The sequence below is a fragment of the Micromonospora sp. WMMD1102 genome (assembly GCF_029626265.1).
Classification (GTDB): Bacteria; Actinomycetota; Actinomycetes; order Mycobacteriales; family Micromonosporaceae; genus Plantactinospora.
In genome coordinates this window covers 269585-291611 of the sequence record NZ_JARUBN010000001.1, presented here as the reverse complement: position 1 = coordinate 291611, position 22027 = coordinate 269585, and the positions used below count along the sequence as shown (strand labels likewise).

At 73.6% G+C, this 22027-nt stretch carries 19 protein-coding genes and 2 pseudogenes; 9 read left to right on the top strand and 12 right to left on the bottom strand.

Features of this window, described 5'->3' with window-relative positions:
* Positions 1–92: 92 nt before the first annotated feature.
* Complete coding sequence (dapE, locus tag O7626_RS01545) at positions 93–1166, bottom strand: succinyl-diaminopimelate desuccinylase (protein ID WP_278058508.1); 1074 nt, start codon at positions 1164–1166, stop codon at positions 93–95.
* A 117-nt stretch (positions 1167–1283) separates the two neighbouring features.
* On the opposite strand from dapE, the gene dapD reads away from it, so the two are divergent.
* Positions 1284–2237 (top strand): 2,3,4,5-tetrahydropyridine-2,6-dicarboxylate N-succinyltransferase, encoded by a 954-nt coding sequence (gene dapD / locus O7626_RS01540; RefSeq protein WP_278058506.1) that lies wholly within the window; start codon positions 1284–1286, stop codon positions 2235–2237.
* A gap of 16 nt (positions 2238–2253) precedes the next feature.
* The gene (locus tag O7626_RS01535; protein WP_278058504.1) at positions 2254–2841 is read left to right on the top strand and encodes a sugar O-acetyltransferase; all 588 of its coding nucleotides are present in this window, start codon (positions 2254–2256) and stop codon (positions 2839–2841) included.
* A 35-nt stretch (positions 2842–2876) separates the two neighbouring features.
* Here O7626_RS01535 and O7626_RS01530 read toward each other — a convergent pair whose 3' ends face one another.
* From O7626_RS01530 to O7626_RS01520, 3 genes are all read right to left on the bottom strand, one after another.
* A complete protein-coding gene (locus O7626_RS01530) occupies positions 2877–6020 on the bottom strand; it encodes a bifunctional diguanylate cyclase/phosphodiesterase (protein ID WP_278058502.1) in 3144 nt (1047 codons plus the stop codon).
* 209 nt (positions 6021–6229) lie between these two features.
* Positions 6230–6877: a nucleoside/nucleotide kinase family protein gene (locus O7626_RS01525; protein ID WP_278058500.1), complete on the bottom strand. Its 648-nt coding sequence runs from the start codon at positions 6875–6877 to the stop codon at positions 6230–6232.
* A gap of 8 nt (positions 6878–6885) precedes the next feature.
* On the bottom strand, positions 6886–7584 hold the full coding sequence (locus O7626_RS01520) for an SIMPL domain-containing protein (RefSeq protein WP_278058498.1): 699 nt from the start codon (positions 7582–7584) through the stop codon (positions 6886–6888).
* A 229-nt stretch (positions 7585–7813) separates the two neighbouring features.
* Here O7626_RS01520 and O7626_RS01515 point away from each other — a divergent pair, with 229 nt between their 5' ends.
* Together O7626_RS01515 and O7626_RS01510 are read left to right on the top strand one after the other, a co-directional pair.
* The gene (locus O7626_RS01515; RefSeq protein ID WP_278058496.1) at positions 7814–8245 is read left to right on the top strand and encodes a hypothetical protein; all 432 of its coding nucleotides are present in this window, start codon (positions 7814–7816) and stop codon (positions 8243–8245) included.
* Positions 8242–9111, top strand: a complete 870-nt coding sequence (locus tag O7626_RS01510) for a tetratricopeptide repeat protein (RefSeq protein ID WP_278058495.1) — start codon at positions 8242–8244, stop codon at positions 9109–9111. The genes O7626_RS01515 and O7626_RS01510 overlap by 4 nt, the downstream gene beginning before the upstream one ends.
* Before the next feature lie 149 nt (positions 9112–9260).
* On the opposite strand, the gene O7626_RS01505 is transcribed toward O7626_RS01510, so the two are convergent.
* Complete coding sequence (locus tag O7626_RS01505; protein WP_278066020.1) at positions 9261–10469, bottom strand: epoxide hydrolase family protein; 1209 nt, start codon at positions 10467–10469, stop codon at positions 9261–9263.
* Positions 10470–10505: 36 nt separating this feature from the next.
* Positions 10506–10979 carry a MarR family transcriptional regulator gene (locus O7626_RS01500; RefSeq protein WP_278058493.1) on the bottom strand — a complete coding sequence of 158 codons (474 nt, stop codon included), beginning with the start codon at positions 10977–10979 and terminating at the stop codon, positions 10506–10508.
* Positions 10980–11114: 135 nt separating this feature from the next.
* On the opposite strand from O7626_RS01500, the gene O7626_RS01495 reads away from it, so the two are divergent.
* The gene (locus O7626_RS01495) at positions 11115–11957 is read left to right on the top strand and encodes a class I SAM-dependent methyltransferase (RefSeq protein ID WP_278058491.1); all 843 of its coding nucleotides are present in this window, start codon (positions 11115–11117) and stop codon (positions 11955–11957) included.
* A gap of 129 nt (positions 11958–12086) precedes the next feature.
* Here O7626_RS01495 and O7626_RS01490 read toward each other — a convergent pair whose 3' ends face one another.
* Positions 12087–14012 carry a carbohydrate-binding protein gene (locus tag O7626_RS01490; RefSeq protein ID WP_347404738.1) on the bottom strand — a complete coding sequence of 642 codons (1926 nt, stop codon included), beginning with the start codon at positions 14010–14012 and terminating at the stop codon, positions 12087–12089.
* 26 nt (positions 14013–14038) lie between these two features.
* Here O7626_RS01490 and O7626_RS01485 point away from each other — a divergent pair, with 26 nt between their 5' ends.
* Entirely contained in the window at positions 14039–14572 is a 534-nt protein-coding gene (locus O7626_RS01485) for a TetR/AcrR family transcriptional regulator (protein WP_278066019.1), read from the top strand.
* 23 nt (positions 14573–14595) lie between these two features.
* Here O7626_RS01485 and dapC read toward each other — a convergent pair whose 3' ends face one another.
* Both dapC and fdxA read right to left on the bottom strand, forming a co-directional pair.
* The gene (gene dapC / locus O7626_RS01480) at positions 14596–15672 is read right to left on the bottom strand and encodes a succinyldiaminopimelate transaminase (protein ID WP_278066018.1); all 1077 of its coding nucleotides are present in this window, start codon (positions 15670–15672) and stop codon (positions 14596–14598) included.
* Positions 15673–15734: 62 nt separating this feature from the next.
* Complete coding sequence (gene fdxA / locus O7626_RS01475; RefSeq protein ID WP_278058490.1) at positions 15735–16058, bottom strand: ferredoxin; 324 nt, start codon at positions 16056–16058, stop codon at positions 15735–15737.
* 79 nt (positions 16059–16137) lie between these two features.
* Between fdxA and O7626_RS01470 the strand changes: the two genes are divergently transcribed.
* On the top strand, positions 16138–17226 hold the full coding sequence (locus O7626_RS01470) for a GNAT family N-acetyltransferase (RefSeq protein WP_278058488.1): 1089 nt from the start codon (positions 16138–16140) through the stop codon (positions 17224–17226).
* A gap of 39 nt (positions 17227–17265) precedes the next feature.
* Here the strand turns inward: O7626_RS01470 and O7626_RS01465 are convergent, their stop codons facing one another.
* The 3 genes from O7626_RS01465 to mshB form a co-directional block, all read right to left on the bottom strand.
* Positions 17266–17730, bottom strand: a complete 465-nt coding sequence (locus tag O7626_RS01465; RefSeq protein WP_278058486.1) for a hypothetical protein — start codon at positions 17728–17730, stop codon at positions 17266–17268.
* Positions 17731–17938: 208 nt separating this feature from the next.
* Positions 17939–18418, bottom strand: coding sequence for a hypothetical protein (locus O7626_RS01460; protein WP_278058484.1), 480 nt, complete (start codon positions 18416–18418; stop codon positions 17939–17941).
* Complete coding sequence (gene mshB / locus O7626_RS01455) at positions 18415–19449, bottom strand: N-acetyl-1-D-myo-inositol-2-amino-2-deoxy-alpha-D-glucopyranoside deacetylase (RefSeq protein WP_278066017.1); 1035 nt, start codon at positions 19447–19449, stop codon at positions 18415–18417. Before mshB ends, O7626_RS01460 begins: the two co-directional genes overlap by 4 nt.
* Before the next feature lie 178 nt (positions 19450–19627).
* Between mshB and O7626_RS41415 the strand changes: the two are divergent.
* Positions 19628–19828: pseudogene (locus O7626_RS41415) on the top strand (hypothetical protein); the annotation flags it as partial.
* Positions 19829–20032: 204 nt separating this feature from the next.
* A pseudogene (locus O7626_RS01450) lies at positions 20033–21949 on the top strand (prolyl oligopeptidase family serine peptidase); the annotation flags it as partial.
* Between the last annotated feature and the right edge of the window lie 78 nt (positions 21950–22027).

Here is a 22027-nt window from a genome sequence, read left to right as displayed (position 1 = left end):
GGCGCCGGCCGGCGGCAAAGGGGCCACCGCCGGCCGGCGCCGGGCCGGGTCCCGACCCGGCGACGACCAGCAGACGTCCGGTACGTCCCGGCTCAGTGTGAGGCGAGCCAGCGGTGCAGGGTGGCGGCACCGTCCCGGATCTTGCCGATCTCGACGTGCTCGTCGGGGGCGTGTGCCACGTTCGGGTCGCCCGGCCCGAAGTTCAGCGCCGGGATGCCGAGGGCGGCGAACCGCGCCACGTCCGTCCAGCCGAGCTTGCCGATCGGGTCCGCCCCGACCGCCGCCAGGAACTCCCGGGCCGGCGCCTCGGTCAACCCGGGCAGCGCACCGGGCGCCCAGTCGGTCACCCGGACCTGGTACCCGTCGAAGACCTCGCGGAGGTGCGCCTCCGCCTGCTCGGCGGTCCGGTCCGGGGCGAACCGGTAGTTCACCTCCATCTCGCAGAGGTCCGGTACCACGTTGCCGGCCACCCCGCCGCCGATCCGGACCGCGTTCATCCCCTCGCGGTAGACGCAGCCGTCGATGGTGACCATCCGCGCCTGGTACGCCGCCAGCCGGTTGATCGCCTCGGCGATGCCGTGGATCGCGTTCACCCCGTTCCAGGAGCGGGCCGAGTGCGCCCGCCGGCCGGTGGCACTGACCACCGCCCGCATGGTCCCCTGGCAGCCCGCCTCCACCACCCCGTGCGTCGGTTCCAGCAGCACCGCGAAGTCGGCGGTCAGCCACTCCGGATGCGCCTGCGCGACCAGGGTCAGCCCGTTGTAGCGGGACTCGATCTCCTCGGCCTCGTAGAAGAAGTACGTCACGTCGTAGCGGGGCTCGGGCACGCTCACCGCCAGGTGCAGCGCGTACGCCACCCCGGACTTCATGTCGGAGGTGCCGCAGCCGTAGATCAGGTCGCCCTGCACACTCGACGGGAAGTTGTTGTTCAACGGCACGGTGTCCAGGTGCCCGGCCAGCACCACCCGCTGGGCCCGGCCCAGGTCGGTACGCGCCATGATCGTGTTGTTGTGCCGCGCCACCGTCAGGTGCGGGACCTCCCTGAGCACCTCCTCGACAAAGTCCGCTATCTCCTTTTCGTTGCGCGAGACGGACTCGATGTCGACCAGGGCACGGGTCAACGCCACCGGATCGGCCAACACCTCGGGGGTGAGCGGGTTCTCCATGCTGGGAGACGGTACCGTCAAGGTCGTATCGGCGGGACGCGTCGAGGGCTCACGAATGACGTTCCACACGCCCGGCCGAGCCGGTTCTGGCGGACGGATGACGGAGGGGTAGACCCGGTGACGACCACACAGCCCGCCTGGGGGATCGGGGTAGCCACGCTCGCCGGAGACCAGGTGCTCGACACGTGGTATCCGACCGGCAAGCTCGGCCTCGGCCCGTCGCCACTTGTCGCCGGCGACGACGGCGACGTGCTCGACCTGCCGCCGGGCGCGCTCGGCGACCGGGCGCTGCCGGGGCTGCGTACCGCAGTGGTGGTCACCGAGATCGGCTCGCTGGCCGACCCGATCAAGGACGCCGCCGACGCGTACCTCCGGTTGCACCTGCTCTCCCACCGCCTGGTCCGGCCCAACGAGCTGAACCTCGACGGCATCTTCGGGGTGCTGGCAAACGTCGCCTGGACCTCGGCCGGGCCGTGCCCGCCGGAGCGGGTCGACGAGCTGCGGGTGGTCGAGCGGGCCGCCGGCCGGCACCTGGCCGTCTACGGCGTCGACAAGTTCCCCCGGATGACCGACTACGTTGTCCCGTCCGGGGTCCGGATCGCCGACGCCGACCGGGTCCGCCTCGGCGCGCACCTGGCCAGCGGCACCACCGTGATGCACGAGGGCTTCTGCAACTTCAACGCCGGCACGCTCGGCGCCTCGATGGTGGAGGGCCGGATCGTCGCCGGTGTGGTGGTCGGGGACGGCTCCGACGTCGGTGCCGGCGCCTCGATCATGGGTACCCTCTCCGGCGGCGGCAAGGAGAAGGTCCGGATCGGCGAGCGGAGCCTGCTCGGTGCCAACGCCGGGATCGGGATCTCGCTCGGCGACGACTGCGTGGTCGAGGCCGGCTGCTACATCACCGCCGGCTCCAAGGTGACCCTGCCGGACGGCCGGGTCGTAAAGGCCCGCGAACTGTCCGGGGTGAACGGGCTGCTCTTCTGGCGCAACTCGGTGACCGGCGCGCTGGAGGCGAAGCCGCGCACCGGCCGGGGCATCGAACTCAACGCGGCGCTGCACGCCAACGACTGAGCCGACGGGCGCGACCATGCAGACCGGCGCGGATCCGCGCTCCCAGCGGGAGCGGATGCTCGCCGGTGACCTCTACCGGGCCGACGACCCCGAGCTGGTCGCGCTGGCGGAGCGGGCCGCCGTGCTGGCGCAGCGCTACAACTCGACGCCGGCCGACCAGCCGGAACGGCACCGGGCGCTGCTGCGCGAACTCCTCGGCGCGGTCGGCGAGCAGGTGGTGGTCAGGCCGCCGTTCCACTGCGACTACGGCGGCCAGATCCGGATCGGCGACCGGTCCTACCTGAACTTCAACGCCGTGCTGCTCGACGTCGCCGCGATCGAGATCGGCGCCGACGTGCAGGTCGGGCCGAACGTACAACTGCTGACCCCGCACCACCCGCTCGACCCGGAGCAGCGCCGGTCCGGCTGGGAGGCGGCCCGGCCGATCACGATCGGCGACAACGTCTGGCTCGGCGGCGGGGTGATCGTGCTCGGCGGGGTCACCATCGGCCGGGACACCGTGGTCGGCGCCGGCAGCGTCGTCACCCGGGACCTGCCGGCCGGGGTACTCGCCGTCGGCAACCCGGCCCGGGTCCGCCGCCCGCTCACCCCGGCAGCCGCCTGAGCCCACTCCCCGTCCGGAAAGTCGGGCGGACCAGCTCACTCGCCGGCCGGGCGGGGCTTCGGCAGTACGGCGGGCACCGGCCGGTCGTCAAGCCAGCGCAGCACGTCCCCGTCCTTGAGCGGCCGGGCGAAGAGGTAGCCCTGCCCGGACGCGCAGCCCATGTCCAGCAGGATGGTCCGGACCGCCTCCGTCTCCACCCCCTCGGCGATGACGTCCAGGCCGAGGGTGCCGGCGAGCCGGATGATCCCCTCCACCAGCAGCCGCTGCCGCCGCGACGACGCCACGGTCTCGGTGAACGACCTATCGATCTTGAGTACGTCGGCCGGCATCTGCTGGAGATAGCTCAACGACGAGAACCCGGTGCCGAAGTCGTCGATGGCGACCCGCAGCCCGAGGGCGCGCAGCTCGGCCAGCTCGGCCCAGACCGGCTCCTGGTCCCGCAGCAGCAGACTCTCGGTGATCTCCAGCATCACCCGGTCCGGCGGTACGTCGGCGGCGGCCAGCGCCGCCCGCACCGAAGCCACGAAGCAGGGCGTACGCAGCTGCCGGGCCGAGACGTTGATGCTGACGTACGGCGCACCCGCCTCCCCCCGCTGCGCACACCAGCCGGCAACCGCACCGGTCGCCTGGCGCAGCACGTAGTCGCCGATCGGCTCGATCAGCCCGGTCTCCTCGGCCAGCCCGATGAACAGCTCCGGCGGTACCGGCCCGCGCGCCGGATGGTGCCAGCGGGCCAGTGCCTCGAAACCGACCGCCGCCCCGGTCCGCATGTCGACGATCGGCTGGTAGTCGACGGAGAAGCTCAGCGTCTTCGCCGCCTCGGTCAGCGCCGCCCGCAGCTCCAGCCGCTCCACGATCGCGGTGTGCAGCTCGGACTGGTAGCGGCACCAGCGCCCCTTGCCGGCCCCCTTGGCCACATAGAGCGCCAGGTCGGCCCGTTGCAGCAGCTCACCGGCGTCGCTGGCGTCGTCGGTGGTGGCCACCCCGACGCTGACCGTGCCGCTGACCACGGTGTCGCCGACCTCCAACGGCTCGGCCAGCGCCCGGACCAGATGGTCGGCGACCGCCTCGACCTGCTCCGGGGACTCCGCCCGCGGCACGAGTACGGCGAACTCGTCGCCGCCGAGCCGCGCCACCAGGTCGTTCGGCCCGACGCTTTCCCGCAGCCGCTGCCCGGCGGCGACCAGCAGCGCGTCCCCGATCGCGTGCCCGTGGGTGTCGTTGACCGTGGTGAACTCGTCCAGGTCGATGGAGAGGGTGCCGACGGTGGCCGCGCCGTCCCGGGCCTTCTCCACCGCCTCGTAGACCTGGTCCTGATAGGACGCCCGGTTGGCCAGCCCGGTCAGCGCGTCGTGCACCGCCCGGTGGGTCAGCTCCTGCTCCAGGCGTACCCGTTCGGTGATGTCCCGCAGGGTCAGCACGAAGCCGCGTACCGCCCGGTCCCGGCGCAGGTCCCGGCAGGTCACCTCCAACTGCACCCGCTGCCCGTCGGGGCGGCGCACGCTCCAGTCGACCCCGCGACGGTCCGCTTCGGCGAGCGCCGAGTCGAGCAGGGCGGCGACCGAGCGCTGGTCCTCCGGCGAGAGCACGGTCCCCAGGTCGGTGCAGTCGGCCGGCTCGATGCCGAGGACGGCCCGGACCGACGGGCTGGCGTACCGGACCCGGTGGTCGGCGTCGACGATCAGGATCACGTCCGCCGCGTGCTGCACGAGGCTGCGGAAGTACGCCTCGCTGTCCCGGCGGTTGATCTCCTGGGCCAGGCTGATCCGTTCCAGCGCCATCGCCGCCTGCGCGGCCAGCACCTCCAGCGAGTCCCGCAGCGTCGGCAGCAGCCGGCTGTCGGTGGCCACCAGCAGCGCGCCGACCCGGGGTGCGCCGCTGGCCGCGCCGCCGACCCGGCCGTCGCCGATCAGCGGGCAGACCGCCACGGTCTCGAAGCCGCGCAACTGCTCGGCCAGCGCCGGTTGCAGGGTTCGGACCCGGAGCAGCCGGCTGCGCCGGGCGGCGGCGGTGGGCGGGGCGGGATAGAACGGCGACGGCGCCGCCATCCCCGGGCCCCAGATGCTGACAGTGGCCGCCGGCACCCCGTCGCTGTGGTTGATCGTGAAGACCATCCGATGTGCGGACTGCCGGGGCACCAGCCGGGCCACGGCGGTGCGCACCGCCCGGCGTACCTCGGCGGTGTCGGTCGCGGCCACCAGTTCGGCACCGGACTGCCGCAGGCTCCGCTCCCGGGTCACCGCCTGCCGGTGCCCGTCCACCGCGTCCGCGAGCCGGCTCAGCACCAGGGCGAAGACCACCCCGCCGACCACGGCGATCACCGCACCGTCCCGGACGTCCCCGTTCACCACCTCGTAGAGCAGCACCGCCGGGGCGAGCGTGGCGGCGATGCCGAGCAGCACCAGCCGGGTCTTGTCGATCTCGCTGTCCGGCGGCGCTGCCGGCTCGGTGAGCGTTCCCATCGACGGGTGCAGCGCGGCGGCGCCCCAGCCGATGTAGAAGGCGAACCAGCCCAGCTCGGTCGGGCCGCCCGGCTGCCAGTCGCCACGCAGCAGCGCGGCGCCGTAGACGACGTCGGCGACGAGCATCCCGGCCGCGCCGGTCGCCAGCAGCAGCCCGGCGACGCTGCCCCGCGAGGTGAGCGCCACCCGTACGGCGGTGGCCAGCAACAGCACGTCGAGCAGCGCGTACGCGGCAAGTACCGAATGCTCGAACGTGTCCGGCCCCGGGTCGACCAGGTACGGCCGGATCACCAGTACCCAGAGCAGGAAGGCACCGGCGGTGGTGAAGATGAGGAAGTCGAGCAGTCCGGACCGGTCCCGGGCACCGGTGGAGGAGCGGGTCAGCCCGAGCAGCCCGGCACCGATCAGCGGCACCATCGCCAGATAGCAGAGGTCGGAGACGAGCCCGGAGTTGGCCGCGGAGTCGCCGAGCGGCAGGTTCGCGGCGAGCAGGTAGACGGTGTCGCCGGCCGCGAAGACCCCGAGCGCGGCGGCGAGCAGCCACCAGGCGTACGCCCGCTCCGGCCGGTGCCGGCGGACCCCGATCGCGACGGCGGCCATGCTGGTCAGCCCGAACGCGGCGGTCACCGCCGGACGCGGCAGCGGCAGCACGAAGAAGCCGGCCAGCAGCACGGCGTTCACCCCGGCGTACCCGGCCAACAGTCTCCGAACTGACACGGCTCTCCTGCCGATAGTCGCGCTCCCGCCGATCGTCGCCGACGGCCGACCAACGGTCCAAACAGCTTCGCCGATCGGTCTACCAGTCCTCGATGCGCTTCGCCATCACCCCGGCGGGTACTGGTACCAACCGTTGGGCAGTGAGCAATCCGGAACCAATGGCCGCAACCCGGCACGGAGTCCGCGCCCGGGTGGACTCCGATGCGGAATCAGGCCGGAGTGGACGGTGCTATCCGGACGACGAGGTCGGCCCGGTCGGCCGTGCCGGAGATCAGCTCGGCGTTGCGCTGGTCGGTGCCCCGGGCCCGGGCCGCCGCCTCCGCCGGGTCGCGGCCGAACGCGATGTGCCGCTCGGTGAGCCGGTGCAGCCGCTCGGCCTCGTCGAGGTCGAGATACCACACCTCGTCGAGAAGTCCGGGTATCTCTGCCCAGGGTCGGTCGGGCAGCAGCAGGTAGTTGCCCTCCACCACCACCAGCGGCACCGACGGGGGCACCGGGATCGCCCCGGCGACCGGCTCCTCGATCTCCCGCCGGAACTCGGGCGCGTACACCGTCTCGGCGCCGGCCCGCAGCCGGCGCAGCAGCGCGACGAAACCGGCCGCGTCGAAGGTGTCCGGGGCACCCTTGCGGGCGTGCCGGCCGAGCCGGTGAAGTTCGGCCTCGGCCAGGTGGAAGCCGTCCATCGGCACCAGCTCGGCGACCCCGGGCAGGGCCGTCACCAGCAGCCCGGCCAGGGTCGACTTGCCGGCGGCCGGGGCGCCGGTGACGCCGAGCAACCGGCGCCGTCCGGTCGACGCCAGCCTGCGGGCCCGGTCGACCAGCTGGTCGAGAGTCTGCGGTGACGGTTTGCTGGGCACCGGCGGAACTATCCCGCCGCCGCCCGGTGGTCGCCGTCCGCCGACGGGCCGTCCGCGAGCGGCGGTGGGGTGATCGCGAACCGGGCCTCGACGGTGGCCTGCACGGTCTGCACCTGCGGGTCGAGTTCGAGTTCCGGCGGCGCTCCCCCGGCCGCCGCCGCGTAGCCCATCGTGTGCGCGGCCCGGGTCATCATCATCGGCTGCGCCGTCAGGCCCGCGTCGGCGAGCTGGAGCAGCGCGGTCACCTCGGCGCCGAGCGCGTCGGCGTACTCCCGGGCCCGGGCGACCGCCTCGGCGACGGCGGCCCGCCGGGCTTCCCGGTGCACCGGGCTGCCCGGCCGCAGCTCCCACCACGGGCCGGAGACGGTGCTCTGGTCCTGGTCGGCGAGCCGGAGCATCAGCTCGCCGAGCACCCCGAAGTCGGTGACCGTGACGGTGGTGGTGGCGCTGCCGGCGTACCCGGTGACCTTTTCGCCGGAGCGCTTCAGCTCGGGGCGTACCCACAGGTTGCCGGTCTCCCGGCGCTCGATCGCGTCGCCGTACCCGTCGACGAGCGTGCGGACCGCCTCGGAGCGCTCGGCGAGCCGGGCCAGTGCGGCGGGGCGGTTCCGGTCCCGGGCGGCGACCGTCACCGAGAAGCGGGCGATCTCCGGGGGTACCTCCCGGACCACCTCGCCGCGGACCAGCACGAAGGGTTGCTCCGTCATCCGCCCACCCTAGCCCGCGGACGGCGGGTCGGCAGTTCTAGGACCTGGCCCGCTCGCCGCCGCCCTGCTCCCGGTCGAGCACCGTGGTCACGGTCGGCCGCCGGCGTCATCGATCGACCGCCGGGGTCTCGGTCGACCGGCTGCTCCGGTCCGGCCGTTATGCGGTCGGGTCGTTCCTGGACGGTCACTATGCTGTGCCGGCGCCCTCGACCGCAGAGATGGGAACCCGATGCAGGACGAGCTGTTCAGCCCGACGGTCCAGGAGCGGCCGGCAACCGGCAAGCCGCCCTGGCGCCCTGAGTCGATCCTGGTTCCCGCCGTCTTCGGCGGCCCGCTGGCCGCCGCCGCGCTGGGCGTGCTCAACGGCGGGCGGCTGGGGCTGCCCGGCCGCCGTCTGGCCGCGATCGGCGCGGCCGGGCTGGTGGGTTTCGGCGTCCGGCTCGCGGTCAGTGCGGCCGTCGACGGCAACTCGGCGGTACGGCTGGCCGGCATGGTCACCGGTGCGCTCGTCTGGCTGGCGGTGCTGTCCTTCCAGCGGGCACCGTTCCGGGCCTACACCTACGGTGGTGGGGAGCCCGCCAGCCTGGTCGGCCCCGGGTTCGCCGCGGCGATCGGCTTCGGCGTGCTGGAGGGCATTCTCATCCTGGTGCTGGTCCGGTGACCACACCCTCGCCGGTGCTGGCCCGCGCCGAGGCCCTGTTGCTGGCGGACCGGCCGCAGCAGGCCCTGGCGGAGCTGGCCAGGCTACCGGCCGCCGACGCGGTCGACCTGCCCGCGACCCTGCTGCGCTGCTCCGCGCTGGGCCAGCTGGACCGCTGGTCCGAGGTGGTCGAGGCGGCCGGTGCCGGGCTGGCCGCCGTCGGGCCGAATCCCGACCTGCTGTGGCACCTCGGCCGCGCCGAGCACCGGCTCGGCCGTCCGCAGGTCGCCGAGCGGGCCCTGCTCGACGGGCTGGCCCAGGCACCGCACGACGTCGATCTGCTCTGCACCTACGCCGACGTCTGTGCGGCCAACGGCCAGCCGGAGAAGGCGGCGAAGCTCGTCGAGCGGGCCAGGGCGCTGGAGCCGGACGCGCCGATCGTCTACGCCACCCGCATCCAGGTGGCCTTCGCCGGCGGCGACGACCGCACCGCCGAGCGGATCAGCCGGGAGTTCGTCGCCGCCCATCCGGAGCACCCGGGCGCGCACGCCCTGCTCGGCGGCACCAGTGCGGCCCGTGGCCGGATCGACACGGCGTACGAGGGCTACCGGCAGGCCGCTGCCGCGATGCCCACCGAGCAGTCGCTCGCCGAGTCCGCGCTGGAGCTGAGGATCGCCCGGCATCCCCTGATGCTGCCGATACGCCCGGTGCTGCGCTTCGGCCCGCTGAAGGTCTGGCTCGGCGCGCTCACCCTGATCTTCGGGTTGCGCGCGGTCGGGCTGCCCACGTTGGCGGGGGTGGCCGGGCTGCTCTGGCTGCTGTTCTGTGTCTACTCCTGGGTCGCGCCGCCGCTGGTGCGGCGCTGGTTCCGCCGCAACTGGGGCTGAGGCCCCGCTCGTCGGCACGCGAGAGCCCCGCTCGTCAGCGGGCGAGAGCCCCGCCCTTCCGCACCCGAGAGCCCCGCTCGTCAGCGGGCGAGAGCCCCGCTCTTCCGCAGGCGAGAGCCCTCGCTCGTCGGCGGGCGGGCCGGGGCAAGTCAGCGGCTGTCGCCCGCCGGATGCATCCGGCGCGCTGTCGCGAAGGTGCGGCGCAGGTCGGTCACCCACGCGTCGGGGATCTCCCACGGGATGAAGTGTCCGCCGTGCTCGTGCACGGTCAGGTTGACGTGGTTGTACCAGCCGGCGCGGTCGCTGCCGAGGAAGTGCTCGATCCGCCGCTCGGTGGTCACGCCGGGCGGGTTCTCGTAGCCGACGAAGGTGATCCCGGTGGGCGCCTCGACCACCGGCCACCGCTCGTGGGACGGCGTCCAGGGGTAGCGGTTGTTGTTGGCGTAGGTGCGGATCGAGGTGGAGATCGTGCCGGTCACCCAGTAGATCATGGCGTGGGTGAGCAGGTCGTCCTTGCTGAAGACCGACTCGATGTCACCGCCGTTGTCGCTCCACTTCACCCAGCGTTCCAGGATCCAGCCGAGCATCCCGGCCGGTGAGTCGGTAAGCCCGTAGCCGAGCGTGCTGGGGCCGAGCACGTGGGCGGCCAGGTGCACGGCAAACCGCCTGTCCAGCGCGACGATCCGGGCGTGCGTCCCGGCCGGCAGCCCGGCCGGGATCGGCTGCCCGCCGCTGAGGTCCCAGGCCCGGTCGCCGTTGAACATCGTGAGTTTCTGGCCGGACCCGATGTGCATGCCGTACAGCTCGGCCGCGTACCTGTGCCCGAGCTGACCGGTGACCAGGGCTCCGACGTCGCAGCCGGCCGCCGCGTACCGCCGGTGGCCGAGCGTGGAGGTCATCAGGGTGTGCCAGAGGTCGGCGATCTTCCAGAAGTTCATGTCCGGCCGGGTGCCGGAGAACCCGAACCCGGGCAGCGACGGGACGATCACGTCGAACGCCTCGGCCGGGTCTCCTCCGTGGGCCCCCGGGTCGGCCAGCGGGTCGACCACCTTCGACCAGTGCCAGAACGTCCACGGCCAGCCGTGCGAGAGGATCAACGGAGTCGGGTTCGGCCCGACGCCGGGGCGACGCATGAAGTGCACGGGCACACCGTCGACCTCGACCCGGTAGTGCTGGTACGCGTTGATGGCGGCCTCGGCCGTGCGCCAGTCGTACCCGTCCCGCCAGTAGTCGACGAGTTCCCGCAGGTAGTCACCGTTGACGCCGTAGTCCCAGTCCTCGTTTCCCGGGTCGTCCGGCCACCGGGTCAGGTCGAGCCGGCGCCGCAGGTCGGCGAGCACCTCGTCGGGCACGTGGATCGGCTCGGGTCGTAGTGGGAAGGGGGGCGGGCACGGTCACCTCCGGATGCTGCCGTCGCGCTGCGGGGCCGCGCCCCCGCCGTCGCGCTGCCGGTCGAGTTCACGCAGTCGGGCCAGGGCCGGCAGCGCAGCCGCGATCGCCGCACGTTCCTCCGCCGTGAGTTGGCCGGCCAGTTCGGTCAGGTGCGTCACCCGGCTGGCCCGCCTGCTGTCCACGATCGCGGCCCCGTCGTCGGTGATGTGCACCAGCACCGCCCGGCCGTCCGTGGGGTCGGGTTCGCGCCGCACCAGGCCGTCGTTCTCCAGCTTCGTCACCGTCTGGGTGATCGCCGGCTGGCTGACCTGTTCGCTCGCGGTCAGCTCGGTCAGCCGCCTGGGCCCGCCGTACCGCAGGGTGTGCAGCACCGAGAGGGTCGTGAAGTTCAGCCGGTGCACGGTCGGCAGCCGGATGAAGATCCGGTTGAAGTCCTCCAGTGTGGAGGTCAGCTCGGTGACGTTCAGCTCGGGCACGGCGCGAATGTATCACATTTTTATTTAAATGATTGATGTTATTGCCCCGGCCCGGCGAGGCCGATCCGCTCCGACGCCGGCCCTCTGCCACGCCGGTCCTTTACACCGCCCGGCCGGTCGTGGCTGGATGGACCGGTGACCTTCGACGAAGCCGTCAACGGCATGATGCGCGAGATCGAGGCCAACTGGGACGCCCGGACACCCGTCCACCTGGCCAGCGAGTTCTACGGTGTCGGCAGCCGGGACGCCGAGTTCTGGTTCGCCGACTTCGAGTGGGCCGACCTGGGCGACGTGTCCGGCCGCGACGTGCTGCATCTACAGTGCCATCTCGGCACCGAGACGGCGGCGTTCGCCCAGCGTGGGGCCCGGACGGTCGGCCTCGACATCTCCGGCGCGGCCGTCGCGGCGGCCCGGCGGATCGCCGCCGGGGCCGGGCTCGACGTCGAGTACGTGCGGGCAAACGTCTTCGACGCCGTGCCGGCCCTCTCCGGTCGCCGGTTCGACGTCGTCTACACCGGCAAGGGCGCCTTGGTCTACGTGCCCGACCTGGACCGCTGGGCAGGCGTGGTCGCCGACCTGCTCCGGCCCGGCGGAAGCGTCTACGTGGTGGAGTTCCACCCGCTGCTGGCGGCGCTCGGCCTGGTGCCGACCCCGGACGAGGGCACCGACCTGGTGCTCCGGCACGACTACCTGGCCGGCGACGGCCCCCGCCGGGTCGACTCCGCGCACAGCTACACCGACGGGCCGCCGCTGGCCGGGCCGACGGTGAGCTACGAGTGGTCGCACGGGCTCGGCGAGCTGGTCGCCGCACTTGTCGGTGCCGGCCTGCGGGTGACCGCGCTGCGGGAGACCGACCAGGTGCCGTGGCCGCGCTGGCCCCGGATGACCAGGACGCCGCGAGGCTGGTGGCGGCTGCCGGCCGGCGAGCCGCGGATCCCGCTGATGTACGGCCTCCGGGCCACCGCTCCCACCGACTGACCGGCGGGGCTCACCCCGACGCCACCGAGGTCGGCCGGCGAGGATCGGCCCGACGACACCGACGCCGGCCGAGGCCCGCCGAGGGTCGGCCGACCCGTGCCGAGCGTCGGCCGACCCCGGTGCCGGGCGTCAGCCCGGGTACGCCTCCAGTTCCCAGAGCGAGTAGCCGTAGCCGGTGCCCCGGGCGGTGCCGTTGATCCGCAGGTAGCGGCCGTTGGCGCCGAGCCCGGTGTGCTCGTCGGTGCCGCCGTCGCCGCCGGTCACCGACCGCACGGTGGTCCAGGTGGTGCCGTCGGCCGAGGTCTGGATCTGGTACCCGCTGCCGTACGCCGCCTCCCAGTTCAGGCGTACCCGGCTGAGCTGGTACGACGCCCCGAGGTCGACGGTGATCCACTGCGGGTCGGCGAACGCAGACGACCAGCGGGTCGCCGGGTTGCCGTCCACCGCCGCCGAGGCGGGCACGTCGGCACCCTGCACGCTGGACGCGGTCGCCGGCTGGTTCAGCGCCAGGTTGCCGGTCGGCTCGGGACCCGGCCCGCCGCCCTCGCCGAGCAGGGTGAACTCGTCGATGTCGTAGAGCCCGCCGCCGGTGCCCCGGAACACCAGGTACAGCTCGTGGCTGCCGGCCGGTGCGGTGATGCCGCCGGTCACCTCCCGGAACTCGCCGTAGCCGCCGGTCGCGGGTACCGTCGCCGAGCCGACCAACTGCCCGGTCGGCGAGCCGATCCGGAACTCCAGGGTGTGCCCGCCGACGGCCGCGCCGACCCGGGCCGAGAACGACCGTACCCCGGTCAGGTTGTACGGCGTGAACGCGATCCAGTCCCCGTTGTCGATGTACCCGACCGCCCGGCCGCCGTGCGCCTGCCCCGGCGCGCTGGTCTGCACCCCGCTGCTCGACGAGTAGTGCTCGGCCTGGCGTACCCGGGGTTGCAGGATGCTCTGCGCGTGCGTGGTCAGCGGCGCCTGCCCACCCCCGCCGTTGTCGGTGTACTCCGCGTCGAGCACCCCGAAGATGTTCGCCGAGACGTCGTGCTCGCCGTCGGCGAGGGTGCGCAGCGTGCCGATGCAGCCCTGCGCGCTGGCCAGCTGGTGCGCGTGCGCGTCGTGCCCGAGCAGGTAGTTGACCCTGACCCGGGAGCAGTCGATGGTGCCGTCCTGCGGGTCGGTGACCACCACCCGGAACGGCACCGTGTCGCCGAAGCCGAAGGTCTGGCCGTTGGCCGGCAACTCCAGCCGGACCGTCGGGGCGGTGTTGCCGACCGTGATCACCACGCTGCCGGTGGCGCTCTTGCCGGTCGAGTCCCGCACGGTGAGCGTCGCGCTCCGGGTCCCGTTACCGGTGTAGGTGAAGGTCGGGTTCGGGGCGGTGGAGTCGGTGCTGCCGTTGCCGTCGAAGTCCCAGGCGTAGCTGATCGGGTCGCCGTCCGGGTCGAGGGTGCCGGCCGAGGAGAATCTGACGGTCAGCGGGGCCACCCCGGAGGTCGGGCTTGCCGCGACCACCGGCTTCGGGGCGCGGCCGGCGCGGGCGTACTCGATCCGGTGGACCGCCGAGTTCTCGTCGCCGTTGAAGAACCCGGTGCCGTAGTCGAGGACGTAGAGCGCCCCGTCCGGGCCGAACTCCATGTCCATAACCTGGGTACCGGACCAGGGGAACGGGTTGATCTTGAACGGCTTCCCCGCCTCGTCCAGCACGATGTTCCGGATCCAGCGCCGGCCGAACTCACCGGCGAAGAACGTCCCGTCGTAGTACTCCGGGAAGGCCGCCTCGGAGGTCGAGTTCGGGTCGTACCGGTAGACCGGGCCGGCCATCGGGGAGAGCCCGCCGCCGGGGAACTCCGGCGGCTGCGACCCGGTGTACGGCAGCCAGGCCGGCACCGCCGGCGGCAGGTTGCGGATGCCGGTGTTGTTCGGCGAGTCGTTCGTCGGCCCGCCCGCGCAGTTGTACTTCGGCCCGGACGGCCCGCTCGGGAAGGTGAACTCGTTGTACGCGTCGTTGTTGCCGGTGCAGTACGGCCAGCCGTAGAACCCGGGCGCGGTGATCCGGGCGAACTCCACCTGCCCGGCCGGCCCCCGGTTCGGGTCTGCGCCGGGACGCCGAGCAGAACCGTCGCCGGACGGTCCAGGCCGCGCGGGAGGTCTTCGCCGCCGCCGGGCTGTCGGCCACGCTCAACGACGTGGCCCACCACGCCGGGGTCGGCGTCGGCACCGTCTACCGGCGGTTCCCGGACAAGGAGTCGCTGGCGGTCGAGGTGTACGCCGCCGAACTGGCCGAAATCCGCGCGATGGCGGAGACGGCGGCCGAAGCACCGGATCCGTTCCCGGCCCTGGCCGCGTTCCTCGAAGCGGCGCTCGGCCGGGCGGCGGAGAACCGCGGCCTGCTGGAACTGATCGGCGGCGAGGTCTTCGACGTGTCCCCGTTCGACACCGTCCGGACCGACATCACCCGGGCGGTGGGCCGGCTGATCCGCCGGGCTCAGGCCGACGGCACACTACGCCGCGACGTCACCGTCGACGACCTGCCGGCCATCGCCACGATGGTGCACGCCCTGATCGTCACCGGCGCGGACTGGCGGCGCTTCCTGGACGTCATCGTCGCCGGGCTGCGCGTGCGGTGACACAACCGGTCTGCCCGCGTGCGTTAGCCGAGCAGCCGGTCGGCGGCGGCGGCCACCCGCTCGTCGGTCGCGGTGAGCGCGACCCGGACGTGCCGGTCGCCGGTCGGGCCGTAGAAGGCGCCGGGCGCCACCAGCACACCCCGGCGGGCGAACCAGTCCACAGTGGCCCAGCAGTCCTCGTCCCGGCTCGCCCAGAGATAGAGCCCGGCCGCGGAGTGGTCGATCTCGAAACCGGCCTTGACCAGCGCGTCCCGCAGCACCTCGCGGCGGGCGGAATACCGGGCGCGCTGCTCGGCCACGTGCGCCTCGTCACCGAGCGCGGCGACCATCGCCGCCTGCACCGGGGCCGGCACGATCATCCCGGCGTGCTTGCGTACCGCCAGCAGGGTCTGCACGATGCCACGGTCACCGGCGACGAAGCCGGCCCGGTAGCCGGCCAGGTTGGAGCGCTTGGAGAGCGAGTGCACGGCCAGCAGGTTGGCACAGTCGCCGCCGGAGACCGCCGGGTCGAGGATCGAGGTCGGCGTCTCCTCCCAGCCCAGCGAGAGGTAGCATTCGTCGCTGGCCAGCACGACGTCGCGTTCGCGGGCCCAGTCCACCATCTTGCGCAGGTGTTCCGGGGGCAGCACCCGGCCGGTCGGGTTGGACGGCGAGTTGACCCAGACCAGCCGGACCCGGGGGTCGGGGCCGAGCGCGGTCAGGGCGTCGGCCCGGACCACCTCCGCCCCGGCCAGCCGCGCCCCGACCTCGTACGTCGGGTAGCAGACCTTCGGGATCACCACCACGTCCCCGGGACCGAGCCCGAGCAGGGTCGGCAGCCAGCCGACCAGCTCCTTGGAGCCGATGGTCGGCAGCACCCCGACGTTCGCCGGATCCGCCGCGCAGTTCCGGGCCACCCAGTCGGTGAGGGCGGCGCGCAGTGCCGGCGAGCCGGCCGTCAGCGGATAGCCGGGCGTGTCCGAGGCTTCCGCCAAGGCGGACCGGATCGACGCGGGCACCGGGTCGACCGGGGTGCCGACGGAGAGGTCGACGATCCCGTCCGGGTGCCGCCCGGCCAGCGCCTTGGCCGGCTCCAGCAGGTCCCAGGGGAAGTCGGGCAGGTTGCCGGTGCGGCCCGACGGAGACCCGCCGGGTGTCCGGCCGGCAACCGGTCCGGTGCCGCTCAGTGCTCACCCCGGGGCGGCTGCGCCGCGATGAACGAGGTGTCCTTCTCCACCTTGCCGATCTTGGAGGCGCCGCCCGGCGAACCGAGATCCTCGAAGAACTCGTAGTTGGCGGTGGTGTAGTCCTTCCACTGCTCCGGCACGTCGTCCTCGTAGAAGATCGCTTCCACCGGGCAGACCGGCTCGCACGCCCCGCAGTCGACACACTCGTCGGGGTGGATGTAGAGCATCCGGTTGCCTTCGTAGATGCAGTCGACCGGGCACTCCTCGATGCACGCTTTGTCGAGCACATCCACGCACGGCTCGGCGATGATGTAGGTCACCGATCTTCTCCTCCGCAAGCCACGCCGCGATCGACCGCGACGGTAAGAGCCTAGTATGTCGCCGGGGAGGGGGTCGATCGTGCTAGGACGCCGGGATGTGGGACATCGCATCGTCGTCCGCCGGATTGTCGGAAATCAGAGCGGACGTACCCTGTTCAGCGACGCTCTCGGCGAGCTGGTCGACCTGACCGAGACCCATCTCACGATCGCCACCGCCAGCGGGCAACTGCGGGTGCCGCTGCGCGAGGTGCACCGGGCCAAGCGGGTGCCGCCGGCCCGGCGCCCGAACGCGGCGGCGGTGGTCGAACTCGAACTCGCCTCGGACGAGGCCTGGCCCGCCCCGGTACGCGAACGGCTCGGCGACTGGCTGCTGCGTACCGCCGAGGGCTGGTCCGGGCGGGCGAACACCGCGCTGCCGGTGGGTGACCCGGACCGGCCGCTGGAGGAGGCGATCGACGCCGTCACCCGATGGTACGCCGAGCACGGCCGGCCGGCGATGATGAACGTCCCGCTGCCGCTGGCCGCGCCCGTCGGGGCGGCCCTGGACCAGCGCGGCTGGTCGACCCGCCCGCTGGTACTCGTGCAGACGGCACCGCTGGCGGCGATCCTGGACGCCGTGCCCGACCGGCCCGACCTGCCGGTCCCGGAGCTGGCCGGCACACCCACACCGGAGTGGCTGGCCCTGGCCGCCCAGCGCAAGGCGAAACAGGGCCGGCAGTACGCCCGGCCCGGCGCACCGGCGGGCGGGCGGCCGGCGGGTCCCGAGGGTGCTCCCGCCGGCCCGGGCGGCCCCGGCGAGGGTCCGGCCGGGTTGCCGGCCGCCGCCCGGCACATCCTCACCGCCGTGCCACAGCTCCGCTTCGCGCACGCGTACGCGCCGCCGGTCGGCCACCCCGACGACCGGCCGGAGCTGGTAACGACGGCCCGGGGCACGGTCACCGGGCGGGGCCGCTGGCTGGGGCTGAGCCTGATCGAGGTGGTCCCGTCGGCCCGCCGCCAGGGGCTGGCCCAGCACCTGGTCCGGGCGCTGGCGCAGTGGGCGGCCGAACTCGGCGCGACCCGGGCGTTCCTCCAGGTCGAGGAGCGCAACGAGGCGGCCGTGGCGCTCTACCGGCGGCTCGGCTTCACCACCCACCATACCTACCAGACCCGGGTCGCCCCGAACTGACCCGCACCCGAAGGCCGGGCGTCAGTCGGGTAGGGGGCGTCAGCGGCGCACGACGCGGCGGGGCTTGGACTGCTTGGCCTCCGCGTACCGCTTGAGCGAGCGCGAGCGGTAGTCCAGGCCGAACGCGGTGAGCAGCAGATATCCGACGAGTACGCCGCCGAGGGCGCAGCCGGCGTAGAGCCAGATCTGCGAGAAGAACGCCCCGGCCCCGGAGGCGAACGGCTGGCTGCCGCTGACGAACGGGCCGACGAAGACGGTGAGCAACATCGCGACGAGTACGGCCAGCGCCATCTCCCCGCCCCAGTCCGGCAGCGGACGGCGCTGGCCCCGGAGGAAGGCGAGGGTCGCCAGGACCAGCCCGATCGCGGCGAACATGCCCAGCGAGATCCGGTCCTGCACCTCCGCGTCGTCACCGAAGGCGAACCGGGCCACCAGGCGTGCCGCCACGTTGATCCCGAACAGCACGCCCGCGAGTACTCCGACCGACAGCCAACGCTCCCTCATCGCTTTCGCACGTCCTCTTGGCCTCGTGGCCCCCACCCGTCCGGGGGCGTCCTGCCACAGAGTTCTACCACCCGTGTCCGAGCGGATCCATGGTGCGCACGAGCGAGGAACCGGGGGACGCGGGCCGATCAGGGCTGGAGCGGCGGGGCGCCGGGGTACGCGGGCGGATCAGGGCTGGAGCGGCGGGGCGCCGGGGTACGCGGGCGGATCAGGGCTGGAGCGGCGGGGGCGCCGGGGTGCGCGGGATCATCATCATCCGGAAGCCCATCACCGCGAAGGTCACCGAACCAGCGAAGATCATCACCAGCCCGACCCAGTTGTCGGCGGCGATCAGCACGTCGCCCTCGGCGGTGCCGCCGGCCGCGAGCACCATCAGGGCGAACCAGACCACGGCGGGCAACGCGAGCGCCCAGCGCCGGCCCACCGCCCGGGGCGCGAACCAGCCCAGCGCCACGTTGGCCAGCACGGTGACCAGCACCGACACCCCGATCAGCAGGCCGCCGACCCGCCAGGTCGACAGGATCAGCTCCAGTACGGCGGTGACCGCCGCCGCTGCCACCGCGACCGCGCCACCGACCACCCGCAGCACCAGGTCGACCGCCCGGTACGCCGCCGAGGGTCCGGCGGGCGGCGGCGGATCGGGTCGCAACTCCTCGGGGGTCGACACGGGCGCGCTCGGCAGGCTCACCGCGCGCCCGCCTCCGCCGGCGTACCGGTCGGGGGCGTCGGGACCACGGCCACCGGGTCGGGCCGGCCGGCGCCGGTGCTCGGATCGGGGTCGGCGTCGGTGCTCGGGTCGGCGCTCGGGGCGGCGTCGGCGCTCGCGTCGGGCAGCCCGGCGAAGAGGTCGTCCTCCCAGTCGTACGGGCCGGCACCCGGACCCCGGTTACCGACCGCCAGGGTGTAGTACTCGACGCCCATGAACTCGCCGCCGAAGTTGCTGGCGATCGAGTAGAGCCACGAGTCGTCCGGGATCTGCGTGCCGTGCGCCCGCATCGCCGCCTCCTTGGCGGCGTGCTGGTCGGTGCCGTCGATCCGGGCCGCGATCTGCTCGTCCAGGGTGCCGAACGGAAGGTCGTCGGCCTGCTCGGTGCCGGCGAACGGGTTGTCACCGGCCTCGGCGAAGGCGGCCAGGCCGGCCTCCAGCACGCTCCTCGGCATCGCCGTCCAGTAGATCTTGTCCGGCCCGAAGCCCTCGGCGGCGGCGAGTTCGGCCGCCCGCATCGCCACCCGGTGCGCCTGGATGTGGTCGGGGTGCCCGTAGAAGCCGTTCGGGTCGTAGGTGACCAGCACCTGCGGGCGTACCTCCCGCATGATCTCGACCAGGTGACCGGCCGCCTCGTCCAGGTCGGCCCGCCAGAACGCCCTCGGGTGGTCGTTCGTGGGCAGCCCCATCATCCCCGAGTCGCGGTATCGGCCGGCACCGCCGAGGAACCGGTGGTCGGACACGCCGAGCGCGGCGCACGCGGCAGCCAGCTCGGTGATCCGATACCCGCCGAGCTGGTCGGCCTTGGCGGCGGCCAACCCGCGCAGCGCCGGTACGTGGATCTCGCCCTCCTCGCCGAGGGTGCAGGTGACCAGGGTGACCCCGGCGCCGGCCGCCGCGTAGTACGCCATCGTGGCGCCGGTGCCGATCGCCTCGTCGTCGGGATGCGCGTGCACCAGCAGCAGCCGCCGGGCGGGCCGGGACGGCGCGGAGCCGGGCGGCTCGGGCTGCACGGTCGGGACGGCCACCTCAGGGTTCGTCACCCGGGCAACTCTACGCCGCCGGTCCGGTTCGCCCTACTCAGGGAGTTGGTGCCGTCTTCGCGGAGTGATCAACCGGCTACCGGCACCCGACCGGGCGGCGATGGCCGGCTCGGCCACATCACCGACCGCCCGGCTCTACGATCACGGGGTGGACTACCCCGAGTTGGCCGCCCGCACCCGCCGTTTCAGCCGCGGCGCGCCCCGGGCCGTGACGGTGGCGAGCGACGGCTCCCGGGTGGTCTTCCTCCGCTCCGGCGGCCCCACCGACCCGGTCGACGCACTCTGGATGTTCGACGTCGCCGACGGCACCGAACGGCTGGTCGCCGACCCCGCCGACCTGCTCGCCGACCCCGGCGCCGACACCGACCCGACCGGGCCGGGAACCGACGACGCCGAGCTGGCCGGGGCCGCCGCGGGCGCCCGGCCGAACGGTCGTACCGGTGCCCGGTCGACCGGAACCACCGGCACCCGGGCCGGCCCGGCCGGGCCGGCCGTCGACCTCGCCCCGGCCGCCGGCACCGCCGACCCGGCCGCCGGCACAGCACACTCGACCGAGCGGGCGCTGCGCGAACGGCTCCGGCTGAGTGCCTCCGGCATCGCCTCCTACGCCACCGACCCGGCCGCCCGGGTGGCGGTCTTCGCCCTCGACGGCCGGCTGTTCCGGGCCGACCTGCTGCACGGGGACGTGGTCGAGGTCGCCGTCGCCGGCCCGGTGGTGGACCCCCGACCGGACCCGACCGGGCAGCGGCTGGCCTACGTCACCGACACCGCCGGCAGCGGCGGCCCGGTCGGGCAGCTGCGGGTGGTCGACCCGGACGGCACCGACACCCTGCTGGCCGGCGAGGACGCCGGGGTCACCTGGGGACTCGCCGAGTTCGTCGCGGCCGAGGAGTTCGACCGGTTCCGGGGGTACTGGTGGGCGCCGGACGGGCGCTCGATCCTGGCCGCCCGGGTCGACGAGTCCCGGCTGCCCCGCTGGCACCTGCACGATCCCGGCGATCCGGCCAGCCCGCCGCGCGCGGTGGCGTACCCGCGCTCCGGCGGGCCGAACGCCGAGGTGAGCCTGCACCTGCTCGACCTCGACGGCGGCTGGGTCGACGTGCACTGGGACCGGGAGACCTATCCCTACCTGGTCTCCGTGGAGTGGGTCGAGACCGGGCCGCTGATCACCGTACTGCGCCGGTTGCAGCAGCACGGGCTGGTGCTGGCGGTGGACCCGCGTACTGGCGAGACCCAGGTGCACGCCGAACTCGCCGACCCGCGCTGGGTCGAACCGGTCGCCGGCACCCCCCGGCACCTGCCCGACGGCCGGGTACTCGTCGGCGGCGAACTCGCACACGACGGGTACGACGCCCGCTGCCTCTTCGCCGACGGCACCCTGCTCACCCCGCCGTCGCTCTACGTGCGGCGGGTGGTCGGCTGGCTGCCGAACCGCAACGGCAGCCCGGACCTGCTGGTCGAGGGGAGCGACGGCGAGCCGAGCCAGCAGCACCTGTTCCGGGTGCGTACCGCGATCGGGGCGGGCGGGGTCGACGCCCGGCGGCTGACCGGCGACCCGGGCTGGCACAGCGCGACGGTCGGCGGTGACGTGATCGTCGTGCAGTCCCGCTCGCTGGACAGCGCCGGCAGCAGCTGGACGGTCTGGCAGGGCGATCAGGAGGTGGGCACGCTGCGCTCGCTCGCCGCGACCCCGCCGTACGCGCCCCGTCCCGCGCTGGAACGGGTCACCGACCGCCGGTTGCCGGCCGCGGTGGTCTATCCCGGCAACCACGTCGCCGGCCGCCGGCTGCCGGTGCTGCTCGACGTCTACGGCGGCCCCGGCCACCAGGAGGTGGTGGCCGCCCGCTCGGTCTGGCTGGAGCGGCAGTGGTGGGCCGACGCCGGCTACGCGGTGGTCACCATCGACAACCGGGGTACCCCCGGGGTGGCGCCCTCGTTCGAGAAGGTGGTGCACCGGCGGCTGGCCGACGTGATCCTGGCCGACCAGGCGGACGCACTGACCGCGCTGGCCGGCAAGCACCCCGACCTCGACCTGGGCCGGGTGGCGATCCGGGGCTGGTCGTTCGGCGGCTGGCTGGCCGGGCTCGCCGTGCTGCGCCGGCCGGACCTGTTCCGGTGTGCCATCGCCGGCGCCCCGGTCACCGACTGGACGCTCTACGACACCGCCTACACCGAGCGCTACCTCGGGATGCCGGCCGACAGCCCGGACGTGTACGCCCACCACTCGCTGCTGGAACTCGCCGCCGAGCCGGTACGCGACCCGGACGAACTCCGGCCGATCCTGCTGGTGCACGGGCTGGCCGACGACAACGTGGTGGCCGCGCACACCCTGCGGCTCTCCGCCGCGCTGCTGGCCACCGGCCGCCCGCACTCGGTGATCCCGCTCACCGGTGCCACCCACATGGCCGCCGGTGGCACCGCCGAGCGGCTGCTCGCGCTGGAACTCGACTTCCTCCGGCAGCACCTCTGAAGCAGCCGACGCGCGGTGGACTCAGCTCGCGGCTGACGTCGCCGAATTCGTGCGCCGGACCCGACGTCTCCGGTCTAG